Source organism: Methanocaldococcus fervens AG86, from assembly GCF_000023985.1.
In the GTDB taxonomy this organism is placed as follows: Archaea; AGJL01; Methanococci; order Methanococcales; family Methanocaldococcaceae; genus Methanocaldococcus; species Methanocaldococcus fervens.
This window is the reverse complement of record NC_013156.1, coordinates 367,722-383,735: the sequence shown is the minus strand read 5'-3', so window position 1 is coordinate 383,735 and position 16,014 is coordinate 367,722. Positions and strand designations below refer to the sequence as shown.

Sequence of the window (16,014 nt, the reverse complement as noted above, 5' to 3'; positions counted from 1 at the left end):
AATGTGATAATATGGATGTTCCAGAGAAATATAAGGCATATACAAAGAAGAAAATCACTTTTGGAATTGTATTATTGATAATTCTATTTTTAAGTGCAATATATGCATTGTGCGTTGGAGATTACAAATTAACTGTTAATCAGGTTGTAAATGCATTAATGGGATATGAAAAAGGAAATATAAGCTTAGTTATTTGGAATATAAGATTGCCAAGGATATTTGCAGCAATAATAGCAGGGATTTCATTAGCTGTGTCTGGGGCAGTTATGCAATGTATTTTAAGAAACCCTCTTGCAAGTCCATTTACAATGGGAATTTCCCATGGAGCAATGTTTGGGGCTGCATTAGCGATAATACTACTTGGTTTTGGGGGGGCTGAAAGCACAGGTAGGATATTTGTAAACAACCCCTATGTAATAACAATATTTGCATTTTTAGGAGCTTTAATTGGGGTAATTGTGATTTTACTACTTGCAAAGCTTAGAGGTTTAACTCCTGAAGCAATGATTTTAGCTGGAGTTGCAATGAGTTCATTATTTACAGCGGGAACTACACTTATTCAATACTTTGCGGATGAGCTACAGTTAGCGGCAATAGTTTATTGGACTTTTGGAGATTTGGGAAGGCCGATATGGACTGAAATTTATATCATGGCTGCAGTTATGATTCCTTCTTTAATCTACTTTATTTACAAAAGATGGGATTACAATGCATTGGAAGCTGGAGAGGAAACTGCAAAATCTTTGGGAGTTGATACGGAGAGAACAAGGTTAATTGGCATGCTCGTTGCCTCACTGCTAACAAGTGTAAATGTTGCATTTTTAGGAATAATTGGGTTTGTTGGTTTAATCTGCCCACATATAGTTAGAATTTGTATTGGTGGTGATTATAGGTTTTTGATTCCAATATCTGCATTACTTGGGGCTGTTTTATTGTTAGTGGCCGATACATTTGCAAGGACAATTATAGCTCCAATAATACTGCCAGTAGGGATATTGACTTCATTCTTAGGGGCTCCAATGTTTCTATATCTGCTGTTAAAGATGCATAAAAAATAAAACGGTGGTTTAATGATTCTTTCTGTTGATGGAGTTGAATTTGCATACAGAAGTAGGAAAGTATTGAACAATATTAAGTTTAAAGTTAATAGAGGAGAAGTTGTTTCTATATTGGGTGTTAATGGTGCTGGAAAATCTACACTCCTAAAATGTATAAACAGAATTTTGAAACCAAAAAGAGGAACTATATTAATAGATAATTTCGATATAAACAAATTAAATGGTCTTGAATTGGCAAAAAAAGTTGGTTATGTTCCACAAAGGGCTGAAAGGAATTTTTTAACAGTATTTGATACAGTTTTGCTGGGAAGGAAACCCCACATAAAATGGGAAGTCTCTGAAAAAGATTTGGAAATAACCCACAAAGTTTTAAAACTTTTAAATTTGGAAGATTACGCTTTAAGATACACCAACGAGTTAAGTGGAGGAGAGTTGCAGAAGGTTATAATAGCAAGGGCTTTAGTTCAAGAACCGCAAATTTTGCTATTGGATGAGCCAACAAACAATTTAGATTTAAAAAATCAATTAGAAGTTATGAAATTAATTAGGGACGTATCAAAATCTCAAAACATTGCTTCAATTGTGGTTATGCATGATTTAAACTTAGCTTTAAGATTTTCAGATAAATTTATAATGCTTAAAGACGGGATTATTTACGCCGAGGGGGATAAAAGTATAATAACTCCAGAAAATATTAAGGCTGTTTATGGAGTTGATGCCTACATTGAAAGTGTTAGAGGAGTTCCAGTAGTGGTTCCTATTGAATAAATACTTTTTTATATGATGAGGCTATTATTGGATATTGCCTATTATCTATTTTAATGCTTTAAATACAATTTAAAAGATTTTAAAATTTTTTAAGTGATGCTTATGGTAGAGCTATTATCTCCAGCTAATGATTTAATTTGTTTAAAAACAGCTATTGATTACGGAGCTGATGCAGTCTATTGTGGATTAAAAGAGCTAAACATGAGAGCAAATGCAAAAAACTTTACAAGGGAAGAGTTAATTGAAGGTATTAGATATGCTCACAACAACAATAAAAAGGTCTATCTCTGCACGAATACAGTAATTTATGAAAATGATTTAAAGAAAGTTGAAGAAATCTTAGATTTTGCAAATTCTGCTGAAGTTGATGCTGTAATCGTTAGCGATTTAGGAACTATGCAGTTGGCAAATGAGTTAGGGCTGAGGGTTCATGCAAGCGTTCAATGTAATATAACAAACTCTTTAACAGCTAAGTTTTACTCAAAATTTGCTAAAAGAGTTATACTATCAAGAGAATTAACTTTAAACCAAATAAAAGAAATTAGAGAGAATTTAAAGAAAAATAATGTTAATTTGGAGTTGGAAGGATTTGTTCATGGAGCTTTGTGTGTGGCTATAAGTGGAAGATGCTTTTTAAGTGCTTATTTATTTGATAGGAATGCAAACTGTGGAGACTGCCTACAGCCGTGTAGAAGAAGATGGAAATTAATTAACAAGCATCATGATGGCACCTATGAAGTAATTTGTGAAGGAAAATATCTACTGTCTCCAAAAGATTTATGTATGATAGAGCATATTCCAGAATTAATGGAAGTTTTTGATTCATTTAAAATAGAGGGGAGGGCTAAAAATGCTGATTATGTTATGAGAACAACGAAAGTTTATAGGGAAGCTATAGATAGCGTTTTAGATGGTAGCTATTATGAAAAGCTCCCATACTTTAAAAAAGAGCTTCAAAAAATTTATAATAGAGGTTATGATACTGGATTCTACTTTAGAGATGTAAATAAAGGTCATGACTTCCAATATGATATAGAGGGGAATGCATCAAATTACAGAAAGGTTGAGATTGGGAAAGTTGTTAACTTTTACAAAAAAGTTAGTGTGGCAGAGATTGAATTGTGGCATGATTTAAAAATTGGAGACACCATATTGATAATTGGAAAAACTACAGGATGTATTGAAGAGAAGGTTAAATCAATGCAAATAAACCATAAAGATGTTGAAATTGCTAAAAAAGGAGATAGAGTTGGGGTTAAATTAAATCATCTGGTTAGAGAGGGAGATAAGGTTTATCTATTAAAAGAGATAAAGTAGATAGGGAGATATGATGCTGATTTTAGGAGTAGCTTATTTTCTTTTAGGGCTTATATTACTATACTTTGGTAGTGACTGGTTTGTTTTAGGGGGAGAAAGGATAGCTAAGCATTTTAATATATCGAACTTTGCAATTGGGGCTACCGTCATGGCTATTGGAACTTCTTTACCAGAGATATTAACCTCTGCCTACGCATCATATATACACGCTCCCGGTATATCCATAGGGAATGCGATTGGTTCTTGTATTTGTAATATCGGATTAGTTCTTGGGCTTAGTGCGATCATAAGCCCAATAATAGTTGATAAGAATTTGATGAGAAATATATTTGTTTATCTTTTGTTTGTAGTACTTACTGCAATTGTTGGATTTAACGGCTTTTCATGGATTGATGGTATAATTTTATTAGCTATTTTTTTAATATACTTAAGATGGACTGTAAAAAATGGGAACGTTGAAGTTAGTGAAGAAGATAAAAATGGAGTATCATTGCCATTTTCCTTAGTTTTGTTAATCGTGGGCTTAGTGGGAGTTTTAGTTGGAGCTGAATTATTTATTGATGGAGCAAAAAAGATTGCTTTGGCTTTAAATGTCTCTGATAGGATTATTGGATTTACACTGGTAGCGTTTGGAACTTCAGTTCCTGAATTAATGGTTTCCTTAGCAGCAGCAAAAAGAAGGCTTGGAGGAATGGTTTTAGGAAACGTTGTTGGAAGTAACATAGCAGATATTGGAGGGGCTTTGGCCGTCGGAAGCTTATTTATGTACCTTCCACCAGAGCATCTTCAAATAAGTATATTGGCGATTATGAGCCTTCTACTTTACTTGTTTGCAAGATATTCAAAAATTGGAAGATTACAAGGACTTTTATTCTTAATAATGTATATAATAGCATTGATTTCTTTGGGGATGGTATAATGGTGAAGATAACAGTTAAAAGATTTGATGGAAAAAAAGAATATTTTGAAAGCTACGAAGTTCCAGAAAATATAACTGTATTGGAGGCTTTAGAGTATATAAACAAAAATTATGGAGCAAACATTTTATTTAGAGCTTCATGTAGAAATGGGCAGTGTGGTTCCTGCGCTGTAACTATAAATGGAGAGCCAAGATTAGCATGTGAAACAAAGGTTGAAAATAATATGGTTATTGAACCATTAAGAGGATTTAAGGTAATTAGGGATTTGATTGTTGATAGAGAAGAGTATTACAAAAAATTATTGGGAATAAAAAATTATATCATAAGGAAAAAATATCCTGAAGAACTTGAGATAATCCTACCTAAATACGTAGAGGAGAATAAAGAGCTTAGAGGATGTATTGATTGTTTATCCTGCTTATCTACATGTCCAGCACGAGAGGTTAGCGATTATCCCGGTCCTACATTCATGAGGCAGTTGGCAAGATTTGCATTTGATAAAAGGGATGAGGATAATAGGGAAGTAACTGCATACTTTGAAAATCTCTATAACTGCACGACGTGTGCTAAGTGTGTTGAGGTATGCCCAAGAGAGATTGATATTGTCCATAAGGCAATAGAAAAATTAAGAGCTTTGGCGTTTAGCAGAGGTTATTATGTAGATAACCATTTAAAAGTTAGGGAAAATGTTTTAAAATATAACAGGAGTGTTGTTGAAGAGGAAACTCCATTATTAAGGCAAGTAAATGATTTCTATCCAGCCAAGAATGAGAAACTAAGAGTTGCTTTCTTTACCGGCTGTTTGGTTGATTTCAGATTGCAAAATGTTGGAAAAGATGCCATAAAGGTTTTAAACGCCCATGGAGTTTCCGTAGTAATCCCAAAAAATCAAGTCTGCTGTGGCTCTCCATTTTTTAGAACTGGGCAGAGAGATGTTGCTGGGAAATTAAAGAGGAAAAACTTGGAGATTTTTAATAAGTTGGATGTTGATTGTGTTGTAACCATCTGTGCTGGATGCGGAAGCACGTTAAAAAATGATTACAAGGAGAGAGAATTTGAAGTTAAGGATATAACAGAGGTTTTAACTGAAGTAGGGCTTTTAAAATACAAATCGTTAAAAATGAGAGTTACCTATCACGACCCTTGCCATTTAAGAAGAGGGCAGAAGATATATGAGCAACCAAGAGAGATTTTGCAGACCATTCCTGAACTTGAATTTGTTGATATAGAGGCAAGATGCTGTGGGGCTGGAGGAGGAGTTAGGAGTGGAAAACCAGATATTGCCAATTTAATAGGAAAGAGAAGGGCGAAGATGATTTATAACGAAAATGTAGATGCAGTTATTACGGTTTGCCCGTTCTGTGAATATCACATAAAAGATAGTTTAAAGAAGTTTAAAGAAGAAAATAAACTGAAAAAAGATATTGAAGTTATGAATATCGTCTCCTTATTAGCTAAGGTAATTTAATTTTTATAATCCAACATAAACTTTTTTGTCTCCAATTTCAATAACTTCCTTATCTCCTTCAGGCATTTCTTCTACAATCTCTATATAATCTTTATTGGCTATATCATTCTTTAAAATATCCAATATGTATTTTAAATCCTCATCATCTGTATATATCTTAGCTTTTACTTTAAATTTTCTTGCCAATTTTGCGATATCTCTTAAAGCCAATTTAGCTTCTGTAATTAAGTTTAAATATTTTTTAGCCTCCTTTAAATTTTCCTCTTTTCCTATCAATACAGGATATTTTACATTATATAGCTCATCCTCTCTAAGGTCAAATTTTACATTACATAACTCTATTAATCTGGCTATTATTGACTGTGGTAAGCCAGGAGGAATAGGAATTTCCTTTTCATCTATATCATAACATTTGAAACTAAAATTATCCATGGTTTCTCCCTCATTAAATTTTATTTTTTGTGCATCAACCTTTTAGTAAAAGCTTGCTCGAACAACCTTTTAAGAAAAGGTTGATCAAAACTTATGGGTATACCAATAGGGCGTGAGTCCTATGGTGCGTTGACCAAAACGGATGCATTAAGGAAGGGCTTTCAGCCCTTCATAATACCTCTTAGACTAAAGTGGTGCTGAACGCAGTGAAGCCCCGCTCTGGAGTATAGCAATCGCCAATAGGCGAGTAATGAAATCCGTAGGATTTCATCTGATAGAGGCTGTGCCCATGCATGTATTGCCTCGCTACGCTCAGCAATGCCTCTTAAATAAAAAGTTTCATCAAAAGGAAAATATTATTAATTTTCTCCTGCTTTTCTTAAAACTGTTTCAAACTCTACCTCTGATTTTGGTTTTATTTTTATTAATATATAGTTTTTCATCTCACTTCTTTTTATGTCAGCCATATCCTCCAACATATAATTTTTGACTTTAACCTCTCTAATCTTATCAGCATATTTATCATAATCTAATTTAACCCTCAAACCATCCAATTGTGTGACAATAGGCATTGGTGATAGAACTGAAAAAATCTCCTCAACCTGTTTTTCAATCTCATCTTTAACAACTACTGGAGGAACAACTGGAGGGTCGTAAGATAGTTCTTTTCTCCTTTCATTTATAAGCTCCGTTATTACATTAACCATTTTTCTTAAAGCCCTTATTTCCTCACCATGCCTTAACCTATGGCTTCTCCTCCCAAGATTTCCTACGTATGGATAAGGAATATCTATACTTTCAGGACCTCCAGTAACTACGACTGGAATATCTACATCAAATAAATGGGTTTTATCTTTAATACACGCTTCAAAATTCCCCATTACGTAAACTGCCAAATCATGCTCCTCTATCAATCTCCTCTCTTTCTCTCTTAATTGGGCTATATCCTTCCCAACGCCTCTTGCCAGTCCAATCATATTTGGTTTAGCTCCAAACCTTCTCAAATACTCTGATATATCACATGCAGTGTGTGGGAGATGATGCCTTGACAAACTTGGAGCTACAACGGCTATTTCAGTCCCTGCTAATGGAGTCTCTATAATCTTACCTTTGTATTTTTTTGCCTCCTCTTTAATGTTTTCAAGCTCATTTTGAGGAATCGCCAATGTCATATAAACATCCAACTGCATAACGTGCTCTTGAATAATGAATCCTCCAATGTCTTCAATCCATTCTTTAAAGATGTTGTTTTTATAAACCCCTCCTTCGTATCTAACAATCTCATACATTAAAACCACCAAAATCTTTTAATCAAAAATTATCTTATACTCCAAACTTTTTATTTTTTACCTCGTTCCATAAGTAGTTTTCTAACTGAATAAGAGACATGATGTGCTATATTAATTGCCTCAAACTCTCCCCTTGTCTTTGGAAATATAACCTCTTTCTTTAAAATTGATGAAACAACATCTTTAGATAGATTAAAAAACTCCCCTTTCTCACATAAGATATAATCAAAATCATTTCCAAATTTTTCAATAAATTCTTTAACCTCTCTAACAATATCCCTCAACTTCTGAGTTTTTCCTTCTTTAACCATAACATCTATTTTTTCAACGTGCACAATTCTATCTGCTTGGATCTCAACCAAAACCCCCGCATAAACCCTAAAAAATATATCGTTTTCTTGATGCCTTCCAGAGATATCTATTGCCAATACTTTAATCATATCACCTCAAAATTCAAAAATTGAGATTAAATAGAAAAATAGGTTTTTATAAGCCTTTATAAATGTGGATGTTAGCGGAATTCCATAATATTTTGCATACTCATATATAAACCAATCAAATGGCTCTAACAATCCAGCTATAAAAATAAATATAAAAGAAAAAATTGTAAGGGCAATTATTCTTTTGTAAGATGTCTCTCTTTTAACAATTGGGAGTATTTTGTTGGATATCTCAACACCTGCAACAACTGCAATCGCAAACCCGAAAAATTCAAAAAGTCCATGGGGAAGAACAGCAATTAAATCATAATAGCTTAAATCTTTTCCAATAAGCCCTGTTAGCGGATTTATGACTGTAAATATAAACAGTATTAATAGATATTTTTGATAATCTTTAATTATTATCTTTTTCTCATCATCTGATTTAGCTTTTTCTAAATCTTTTTTGGATAAGTAACCAATAGCTCCAAGAGCAAGGATTATGATTAAACATCCCATAAAATTAGAAACAACGTATGAAAGGGCATAGGATAAATAAATATTCCCTATTCCAGTGCTTGAAATAGCAGAAGAAACGGCATTAAATTTTGCAGTTCCAACAGTTTTTGCTAATTCAGCAGGTTTTGCTATAAAATTAGATTTCAAAATAGACGATAGATACAAAAGAAGCTTTCCTACTGAAAATGAAAATAAAAACCCTATCCAACATAAAAAATAGGTTATTATAATCTTTTTTAGAATATTTAAAGATAGATATCTTTTAAAGACCTCAATGGCTTTTACTTCCATAATTTCCCTTAAAAATAAAATTTATTTATTAGATTAGATCATTCTTATAGGCCTTATAGCTCCACAAGCCATACATTTTAAAAGATGGACTCTTCCCTCTTTAATAATCTTGGTATCTGGCTTACCGCACTCTCTACAGATAACATACTCTCTTAAGAAATCGTTTATTCTTGATTTTAATAACTCTGGACTGATTTTTCTCTGCAATATCAACCTACCTCCCTCTACATTACCAGCACTACCAGTCTCTTTTAATAAATATTTGGCAAAAAACTCCTCATCTCTGTTAACTGCCTTAGCCAACTCTCTAAAATTCCTTATTATTGTTCTATTACCTTCAATTAAAATTTCAATTTCTGGAAGCTCAAACCTATCTTTTTGGAAAACGTATTCTGGAATCTGACTTCTTGCTCTCTTTAATAATGCCTTGTAATCATAATAGTCGATACTCTCAAGGTCGCTCATTTTATCACCAAAATAAAATTATTAAAAAATATAACTTTTAATTTATATAAAAAACTATCCATCTATAAAAATAAAAAAAGAATAATTTAGATTAGATTTATTTTATTCTTTTACCATTAACTTTTTTGTTTTGCCATGAGTATTTTCTCATTCTTTTGTTAGGGTATCCGCAAGCAGCACATCTCTTTTTTCTTACATGATAAGCTCTTCTTCCACATCTTCTACATCTTATATGATATGAACCTTTGTTTCTCCTACCCATTGATGGAGTACCTTTTGACATAATTCCACCTTAAATTATGTTTGTGTTTTTAAACAAGGCATTAATAACTTGTTTCTTTTTTAATAATTTATTATTAAAAACATTGATTGAGATAATAGCAGATCATGCTATTTAAACTTTACCTTTACTCAAACAATTATATATAACTTTTGACAATCATCTATTTCATTTGACTCTTATTGCATCCAAGTTCATTGGCACATAGGTTTGTTTTTTAAACAACCTTCTAACTGTATCTGCGAAATCTAAACACTTGCTTTCCTCACCATGAACCATTATAACTTTTTCTGGAGATGGTTTAACCCTCCTGATGTATTTAATTAACTGCTTTCTATCACTATGCCCAGAAAATCCTTCAATTGTGTAGACCTTCATATTAATAGGAATTGACTTTGTTTTTCCATTTCTTGTAGTTATTGGAATTTCTTTCCATCCCCGCTGAACTTTTCTACCTAAAGTCCCCTCTGCCTGATAACCAACGAATATTATTGCGTTCTTCTCATCAGGAGCTAAATGCTTTAGATATTCAACACTCGGCCCCCCTGTAAGCATCCCTGATGTGGCTAATATTATACAAGGCTCATCGCTATCAATAACCTTCCTTCTTTCATTTGTGCTACCAACTCTCTTAAATACTTCAGATAAGAATGGGTTATCTCCTTCATGGAAGATCTTCTGCCTCATCTCTTTTGATAGATATTCAGGATATGCTGTATGTATGGCAGTAGCTTCCCAAATCATTCCATCCAAATAAACAGGGGCATTGAATATACCTTGATTATAACCTTCTTCTAAGACAAGCATTAATTCTTGAGCCCTACCCACTCCAAAGACAGGAATTAAAACCTTTCCTCCTTTTTCCGTTGTTTCACTAACAACCCTTAAAAGTTCTCTTTCTGCCTCATCTCTCTCAGGGAGAACGTCATCATACGCCCCATAAGTGGATTCAATTATTAATGTCTCCAACCTTGGGAATTGACAAACAGCAGGCTCTAACAGCCTGGAAGTTTCAAACTTGATGTCTCCGGTGTATGCTAAATTGTAAAGCCCATCTCCTATATGCAAATGGGCAATAGCTGAACCTAAAACGTGCCCTGCATTGTGTAAGGTTAGCTTTATTGTAGGGCTTATGTCTGTTGTAACCCCGTAGTCAATTGGTATTGTATGCTTAACACATGTTTTTATGTCTTTTGATGTATAAGGAACTTCTTTACCCTCTTTTTTAGCAATCTCCAAATAATCCTTTTGCAGTAGAGTCATTAAATCCCTTGTAGGTCTTGTGCAATATACTGGTCCATCATAACCGTATCTAAACAATCCTGGAACAAAACCACAGTGGTCTAAGTGAGCGTGAGTAACTATAACAGCGTCTAAATCTTCAATTGAAAATTCTGGAGCGTCAAAGTGAGGAAATGCCTTATCTTCAAATGCTACGTTGATACCGCAATCTATCAACACCCTTGTATCAGGTGTTTGCACATACAGGCAAGATCTTCCAACCTCCCTTGCTCCTCCTAAAAAAGAAACTCTTATCCAGTAATCTCCTCTAACAACTATATCTCTATGTATTCTCCTTCCAATTCTTCTTAAAATTTCTTTTACTTCATCTCTCTCCCTATAAAGTGTAGCTCTAATTGCTTTAATTGTTTCTGATTGTATTGGTGGAGTTCTTACTGGTTTAGGCGCCCATTTTATTGCTTTTTTAATCATCTCTAATGTCTTCCCTTCCTTACCTATAACCAATCCAGGTTTTTTTGATTCTATTATAACCTCCCCAGTATTTGCATCAAAAACAAAATTTGTAATCTCAGCTTCTTCAGGAACAATCTCTAAAATTTTCTTTTTAGCTATTTCAGGCTCAACTAAAACAGATGGGTCAGGTCTTATAGAAATTCTTTTTCTTAAATCTTTGGCAAGGTTTTTGATAATCTCATTCGTAAAAACTTCTGGATTTTTTACATAAACTACTAATTCAGGACCTTCAAACTGAACATCTACTATCTTCACCTCTTTTGGTGATTTTTTTATTATCTCCTTCTTTAGATTTTCTAAAATTTCCTCTGCTGACAAAATAATCCTCCTCCTTAATTTTTAAAATCTTAAGTGTTTTAAATCGAAAATTTTAATATTTTTATAACGAAAAAACTTTAAAATCTAAAAAATTATGCAAAAATAGAATTAATTTTAATTTTTTATTTTGATTTAAAAATTTTATTTTTGATTTAATAGATTTAACGCATTTTTGACATTTTCTAATTTAATTTATTTGCTTTTCCTTCTGCTTCTTTTTGTAGTTTTTTTCTTAGATTTTGATGTTATTTCATTCAAAATTTTTTCAATTTCTTCATCTTCAAATATCTTAACTCCTTCTTTTGTGATAACAGCCAATGATATACCATTTCCTGAGTAAGTGTCTCTTTCCATTGCGGATTTTAATGCCTTTAAAGCCAATTTTATTCCTTCTTCAACAGGCATATCTCTATCATATCCTGCCTCTAAAACTCCATAGGCAATTGGAGAACCTGAACCTGTGGCAGTGAATGTTTTTTCTTCGTTCATTCCCCCTAATGGATCTAAAGAAAACAATTTGGCCCCTTCTAATAAATCATACCCTCCGATGATGAGTTGAGTTAAAAAAGGGAAGTACCTGTTTGAGTGTAATATATTACTTAACAAGGTGGCACATGCTAATGGGGATATATTTTTTCCAGTTCTCATTTTATATAATTTTGCCTCTGCAGTCAACAATCTAACTATTGCCTGAGCGTCTCCAACACTTCCAGCTATTGTTAACGCTATGTAGTCATCAATTTTATATAATTTCTTTGCCTCCTTGTCTGCTACTAAATTTCCCATAGATGCCCTTTTATCAGTCGCTAAAATTACTGCATCATCGCAGATTAGACCAACAGTGGTGGTTCCTTTCATAACATCCATTTTTTCACCTTAAAATATTAACATAATGTAAATAAAAACTTTCTAAAATAAGAAAATAAGATAGATAATTTATTTAGTTAGTAGGTTTTAGCTATTGCTATATATTTCTTACCTTTATATTCTGTCTCCCCTAAAATAGTTGCCTCTACTTTATTTTCAAGTTCTTCATTGTATATCTCTTCCTTAAATGGTATTAAAACTACCCCTCTCTTTTCTGACAATATTTTTTTGATTTCCTCAGGATTTATATCTTCGAGGATGGTTATAAAGTTTTCGAATTTTTCATGAGCCCTATTTTTAATGTTTTCCATAATGTTATTTAAAGTTTTTTCTATAACTTCCTCTAATTCAGATTCATCAACTTGGAATTTCTCCATTGTATCTCTTCTAAATAAAGTTATCTTTCCATTTTCAATGTCTTTTGGACCTATTTCAATTCTCAATGGAACTCCTTTTATTTCCCAATCGTTAAACTTTCTTCCAGGTCTTATATCTCTATCATCTATATGAACTCTATATTTGTCCTTTAATTTCTCATACAATTCCTTAGCTTTTTCCATGACAACATCTTCTTTACCTTTAAAGATTAGTGGAATAATAACAATCTGTATTGGTGCAACTATTGGAGGTAAAATTAATCCTTTTTCATCTCCATGTATTGCTATAATTGAAGCTATAACCCTATCAGATATTCCATAACATGTTTGATAGGCATAATCCTTATCTCCGGTAGGTGTTTCAAATATAATTTCAAATGTTTTTGAGAAATTCTGCCCCAGGTTGTGGACTGTTGCTATCTGCATCGTCCTACCATCTGGGAATATTGTATCAAATGCCATTGTATACTCTGCTCCAGGGAACTTATCCCATTCAGGTCTTTTTGAGATTAAGTATGGAATGCCCAAGGTATCAAAGAATTTTTTGTAAATAGATATTGCCTCTTTTACTTGCTCTTCAGCTTCTTCTTTTGTTGAATGTGCTGTATGTGCCTCTTTAAATGTCATTATCTCTCTTAATCTAATTAAAGGTCTTGTGTGCTTTGTTTCATACCTGAATGTATTAACTATTTGGTAGATTTTTATTGGTAAGTCTGTGTGAACCTTAACCCATAACTTCATCATATAGTATATTGGAGTTTCTGAAGTAGGTCTTAAAGCTAATTTAACATCCAAAGGAGTTTTTCCCCCATGAGTTACCCAATAAACCTCGTCCTCAAATCCTTTTATATGCTCTGCCTCTTTAGCTAATAAATCCTCTGGAATTAGCATTGGGAATAACGCTTCGTCATGCCCACTTTTATCTAATAAATCCCTTATTATTTCGAATGTGTATCTTCTTATTTTGAATCCGTATGGTAAATAAACCCCACAACCTTTTATTGGATACCTAACATCATAAATCTCAGCCTTTTCTAATATCTCTGAGTACCATTCTGAAAATTCCAAGATATCACCTTTACCATAAGCGTTATTCTTATTAAAAGAGACTTTTTATAAAAATGATTATTTCCTTAATTAATTGTTGCTAATTATTTAAACTTTTTTATGGTGAGCGTATGTTAGCCATTGCTATAAAGCCAAGTAAAATAAATGATGATGTTGTAGAATTCGGAAAGTTTGTTGAAAAATATTTTGATTATTACATTATTGATGCTGAGCAGGAAAATATAAGAGATGAAGATGTTTTAGAAAGATTAGAAAAGATATCTAAAGTTGTTATGACAATTCAAGCTAAGAAACTTGATGCTTTTAGATTATTAGAGCTTTATTCACCCTACAATTTTGATTTTTGCATTGTTTTGGGAAATAAGCAGTATTTAAATAAGAAGGAGAAAGAATTAAGCAATAGTAGAATTTTGGATGTTATCAAAGAGGCAATGAAATATAGGGATAACATTTGGGTAGGTACTGAAGGAGTTCAAAAGATTGTTAAAGATATTGTGGAAGAAAACAATTTTATTGCCTATTATCTCTATGGACAAACATGTAATATAAATTCAAAAAAGGCTGTATATATCCCATATGCAACAAAGATTGATGATAATGTTTTAAAATTAATGGAAAGCTACCTACAAAGGAGAAAAAATTATAACGGCAATTGGGAGGATTTTATTTTATCTTTGGATAATAAAGAGATTATAGAGAAAATTAAAGATGATAATGAAATAATTGTTGGCTACCCTGTAAATCCGAGTAAGAAAGAGTTGTTAAACTTTTCACATGCCTTTAAATAAATTAAATGAATTACTTCTGCCCAAGCATCTCTTTCTTCTCCTCCTCTGTTAATAAGGCAACAATCTCCTCCGGCTTACCAATTTTTATTAATTTACCGTTTCTCATCAATCCTGCCCTATCACAAACATTTAATACAAAGTCCATATCGTGTGAAACAATAATATATGTCTGCTCTAACTCAACCCTTGATTTATGAATTGATTCAGCGACTGTATTTCTTGTTATTGGATCCATTGTCCCTGTAGGTTCATCTAAGATAACAACCCTTGGCTCTTTTATTAAAACCTGTGCTAAAGCACACCTGTGCCTCTCTCCAACACTAAGCTCATGAGGATACTTATCTAAAATTTCCTCTGCCTCTTCTTCACTAAAACCAACAGAAGTTAATGTATAAACAGCTTTCATTCTTGCAAATTCATCTGGAAGCTCTAAACCAATAGCCTCTGTTAAGTTTTGCAGTATAGTTCTGTGTGGATATAAAGCGTACTCTTGGAACAGTATTCCAATATACCTCTTAGCTCTTCCTCTTCCTGCAGGTCCTGGCTGGGTCATATCGACCCATTCATCTCCTACCCTAAACCAATATTTTCCTTTTGAAGGAGGTAAAACCCCGGCTATAATTTTTGATAATGTAGTTTTTCCAGCTCCACTTACCCCAACTAAACCAAAGATTTCCATCTCTCTAATATTTAAGCTAACTCCATCAACTGCTTTAACGATCCCTCTTTCGACAGAACAGTAGTGTTTTGAGATGTTTTCCAACCTTATAATATCTTCTTTAATCTCAACCTCTACCTCAGGTTTTTTAAATTCTTTAACTGTTTCCATGAATTTGTTAACAATCTCTTCAGAAGTTCCTTCCATTATAATTTCTCCTTTATCCAACCAGATAGCTTTTTCAGTTAGTTCAGCAATAACCTCTGGCCAGTGGGATGTTAATATCAAACTTATATTATTTTTAATGACAAGGTCTTTTAGAGCAGAGTGAACGAGTTTAGCAGTTTGCGGGTCTAAAGTTCCAGTAGGTTCGTCAGCTAAAAATATAAATGGCTCTTTAGCAATCTGCCTTGCCAAAACAACTCTCTGCTTTTCTCCTCCACTTAAATCCCTTGCAATGTGTGTTACTCTATGCTCCAACTTAACCATTTTAATTAATTTTAACGCCAAATCAATAGCCTCTTTTCCTTCATATCCAGCCTGGTGTAAAGCTTCTAAGATGTTTTCTAGAACTGACTTCTCCCCATACAAAGCGAAGGTTCTTTGAAGCATTATAGCAATTTTTCTTTTTAAATTATAGGTGTATTTTTTATCGTTCCAAAAATCTACCTCTATTTTTTTAAGCTCTTCTCCACATCTTTTACATGGGTTTCCAGCCTTTGAAGGGACATCAACATAACCACATTTTTCACAATAAGCGACGTGATAAATTATTTGCCCTTCAGTAGGTTCATAACCATCCATTCCCCTCAACATATGCAATAGAACTGATTTTCCTGCCCCACTTTTTCCCAAAATCCCTAATGACTCTCCTTCATTCAATGTAAAGGATATGTTTTTTAAAACCTCCTTATCTCCAAATTTCTTTGAGACATTTTTAACTTCCAATAGTATCAT

General features: G+C 33.0%; 16 protein-coding genes. 6 read left to right on the top strand and 10 right to left on the bottom strand.

Annotation, left to right across the window (positions count from 1 at the left end; all coding sequences use genetic code 11):
• Positions 1–11: 11 nt before the first annotated feature.
• The 5 genes from MEFER_RS01975 (at position 12) to tfrB (ending at position 5,531) form a co-directional block, all read left to right on the top strand.
• Positions 12–1,058 (top strand): FecCD family ABC transporter permease, encoded by a 1,047-nt coding sequence (locus MEFER_RS01975; RefSeq protein ID WP_015790968.1) that lies wholly within the window; start codon positions 12–14, stop codon positions 1,056–1,058.
• Positions 1,059–1,070: 12 nt separating this feature from the next.
• Positions 1,071–1,826: an ABC transporter ATP-binding protein gene (locus MEFER_RS01970; protein WP_015790967.1), complete on the top strand. Its 756-nt coding sequence runs from the start codon at positions 1,071–1,073 to the stop codon at positions 1,824–1,826.
• A gap of 102 nt (positions 1,827–1,928) precedes the next feature.
• On the top strand, positions 1,929–3,143 hold the full coding sequence (locus MEFER_RS01965) for a U32 family peptidase (protein WP_015790966.1): 1,215 nt from the start codon (positions 1,929–1,931) through the stop codon (positions 3,141–3,143).
• Between the two features lie 13 nt (positions 3,144–3,156).
• On the top strand, positions 3,157–4,062 hold the full coding sequence (locus tag MEFER_RS01960; RefSeq protein WP_015790965.1) for a calcium/sodium antiporter: 906 nt from the start codon (positions 3,157–3,159) through the stop codon (positions 4,060–4,062).
• Positions 4,062–5,531 (top strand): fumarate reductase (CoM/CoB) subunit TfrB, encoded by a 1,470-nt coding sequence (gene tfrB / locus MEFER_RS01955; protein ID WP_015790964.1) that lies wholly within the window; start codon positions 4,062–4,064, stop codon positions 5,529–5,531. The genes MEFER_RS01960 and tfrB overlap by 1 nt, the downstream gene beginning before the upstream one ends.
• Before the next feature lie 3 nt (positions 5,532–5,534).
• Here the strand turns inward: tfrB and MEFER_RS01950 are convergent, their stop codons facing one another.
• The 9 genes from MEFER_RS01950 to proS form a co-directional block, all read right to left on the bottom strand.
• On the bottom strand, positions 5,535–5,963 hold the full coding sequence (locus MEFER_RS01950) for a hypothetical protein (RefSeq protein ID WP_015790963.1): 429 nt from the start codon (positions 5,961–5,963) through the stop codon (positions 5,535–5,537).
• A 359-nt stretch (positions 5,964–6,322) separates the two neighbouring features.
• Positions 6,323–7,252 (bottom strand): methanogenesis marker 7 protein, encoded by a 930-nt coding sequence (locus tag MEFER_RS01945; RefSeq protein WP_015790962.1) that lies wholly within the window; start codon positions 7,250–7,252, stop codon positions 6,323–6,325.
• Between the two features lie 50 nt (positions 7,253–7,302).
• On the bottom strand, positions 7,303–7,692 hold the full coding sequence (locus MEFER_RS01940) for a DUF2209 family protein (protein WP_015790961.1): 390 nt from the start codon (positions 7,690–7,692) through the stop codon (positions 7,303–7,305).
• A gap of 6 nt (positions 7,693–7,698) precedes the next feature.
• The gene (locus tag MEFER_RS01935; RefSeq protein ID WP_015790960.1) at positions 7,699–8,481 is read right to left on the bottom strand and encodes a hypothetical protein; all 783 of its coding nucleotides are present in this window, start codon (positions 8,479–8,481) and stop codon (positions 7,699–7,701) included.
• 33 nt (positions 8,482–8,514) lie between these two features.
• On the bottom strand, positions 8,515–8,946 hold the full coding sequence (locus MEFER_RS01930) for a translation initiation factor IF-2 subunit beta (protein WP_015790959.1): 432 nt from the start codon (positions 8,944–8,946) through the stop codon (positions 8,515–8,517).
• A 97-nt stretch (positions 8,947–9,043) separates the two neighbouring features.
• Positions 9,044–9,229 (bottom strand): 50S ribosomal protein L37e, encoded by a 186-nt coding sequence (locus MEFER_RS01925; protein WP_015790958.1) that lies wholly within the window; start codon positions 9,227–9,229, stop codon positions 9,044–9,046.
• 165 nt (positions 9,230–9,394) lie between these two features.
• Positions 9,395–11,299 (bottom strand): beta-CASP ribonuclease aCPSF1, encoded by a 1,905-nt coding sequence (locus MEFER_RS01920; RefSeq protein ID WP_015790957.1) that lies wholly within the window; start codon positions 11,297–11,299, stop codon positions 9,395–9,397.
• Between the two features lie 192 nt (positions 11,300–11,491).
• Positions 11,492–12,166: an archaeal proteasome endopeptidase complex subunit beta gene (gene psmB / locus MEFER_RS01915; RefSeq protein WP_015790956.1), complete on the bottom strand. Its 675-nt coding sequence runs from the start codon at positions 12,164–12,166 to the stop codon at positions 11,492–11,494.
• Positions 12,167–12,243: 77 nt separating this feature from the next.
• Entirely contained in the window at positions 12,244–13,611 is a 1,368-nt protein-coding gene (gene proS / locus MEFER_RS01910; RefSeq protein WP_015790955.1) for a proline--tRNA ligase, read from the bottom strand.
• A 110-nt stretch (positions 13,612–13,721) separates the two neighbouring features.
• Here proS and MEFER_RS01905 point away from each other — a divergent pair, with 110 nt between their 5' ends.
• On the top strand, positions 13,722–14,399 hold the full coding sequence (locus MEFER_RS01905; RefSeq protein ID WP_015790954.1) for a DUF7388 family protein: 678 nt from the start codon (positions 13,722–13,724) through the stop codon (positions 14,397–14,399).
• A 10-nt stretch (positions 14,400–14,409) separates the two neighbouring features.
• Here MEFER_RS01905 and atwA read toward each other — a convergent pair whose 3' ends face one another.
• Complete coding sequence (gene atwA / locus MEFER_RS01900; RefSeq protein ID WP_015790953.1) at positions 14,410–16,014, bottom strand: methyl coenzyme M reductase system, component A2; 1,605 nt, start codon at positions 16,012–16,014, stop codon at positions 14,410–14,412.

What these genes read in the sequence shown, in the direction of transcription:
- MEFER_RS01975 (WP_015790968.1), top strand. Translation starts at nt 12, where the DNA reads ATGGATGTTCCAGAGAAATATAAGGCATATACAAAGAAGAAAATCACT.
- MEFER_RS01970 (WP_015790967.1), top strand. Translation starts at nt 1,071, where the DNA reads ATGATTCTTTCTGTTGATGGAGTTGAATTTGCATACAGAAGTAGGAAA.
- MEFER_RS01965 (WP_015790966.1), top strand. Translation starts at nt 1,929, where the DNA reads ATGGTAGAGCTATTATCTCCAGCTAATGATTTAATTTGTTTAAAAACA.
- MEFER_RS01960 (WP_015790965.1), top strand. Translation starts at nt 3,157, where the DNA reads ATGCTGATTTTAGGAGTAGCTTATTTTCTTTTAGGGCTTATATTACTA.
- tfrB (WP_015790964.1), top strand. Translation starts at nt 4,062, where the DNA reads ATGGTGAAGATAACAGTTAAAAGATTTGATGGAAAAAAAGAATATTTT.
- MEFER_RS01950 (WP_015790963.1), bottom strand. Translation starts at nt 5,963, where the DNA reads ATGGATAATTTTAGTTTCAAATGTTATGATATAGATGAAAAGGAAATT.
- MEFER_RS01945 (WP_015790962.1), bottom strand. Translation starts at nt 7,252, where the DNA reads ATGTATGAGATTGTTAGATACGAAGGAGGGGTTTATAAAAACAACATC.
- MEFER_RS01940 (WP_015790961.1), bottom strand. Translation starts at nt 7,692, where the DNA reads ATGATTAAAGTATTGGCAATAGATATCTCTGGAAGGCATCAAGAAAAC.
- MEFER_RS01935 (WP_015790960.1), bottom strand. Translation starts at nt 8,481, where the DNA reads ATGGAAGTAAAAGCCATTGAGGTCTTTAAAAGATATCTATCTTTAAAT.
- MEFER_RS01930 (WP_015790959.1), bottom strand. Translation starts at nt 8,946, where the DNA reads ATGAGCGACCTTGAGAGTATCGACTATTATGATTACAAGGCATTATTA.
- MEFER_RS01925 (WP_015790958.1), bottom strand. Translation starts at nt 9,229, where the DNA reads ATGTCAAAAGGTACTCCATCAATGGGTAGGAGAAACAAAGGTTCATAT.
- psmB (WP_015790956.1), bottom strand. Translation starts at nt 12,166, where the DNA reads ATGGATGTTATGAAAGGAACCACCACTGTTGGTCTAATCTGCGATGAT.
- MEFER_RS01905 (WP_015790954.1), top strand. Translation starts at nt 13,722, where the DNA reads ATGTTAGCCATTGCTATAAAGCCAAGTAAAATAAATGATGATGTTGTA.
- atwA (WP_015790953.1), bottom strand. Translation starts at nt 16,014, where the DNA reads ATGATACTATTGGAAGTTAAAAATGTCTCAAAGAAATTTGGAGATAAG.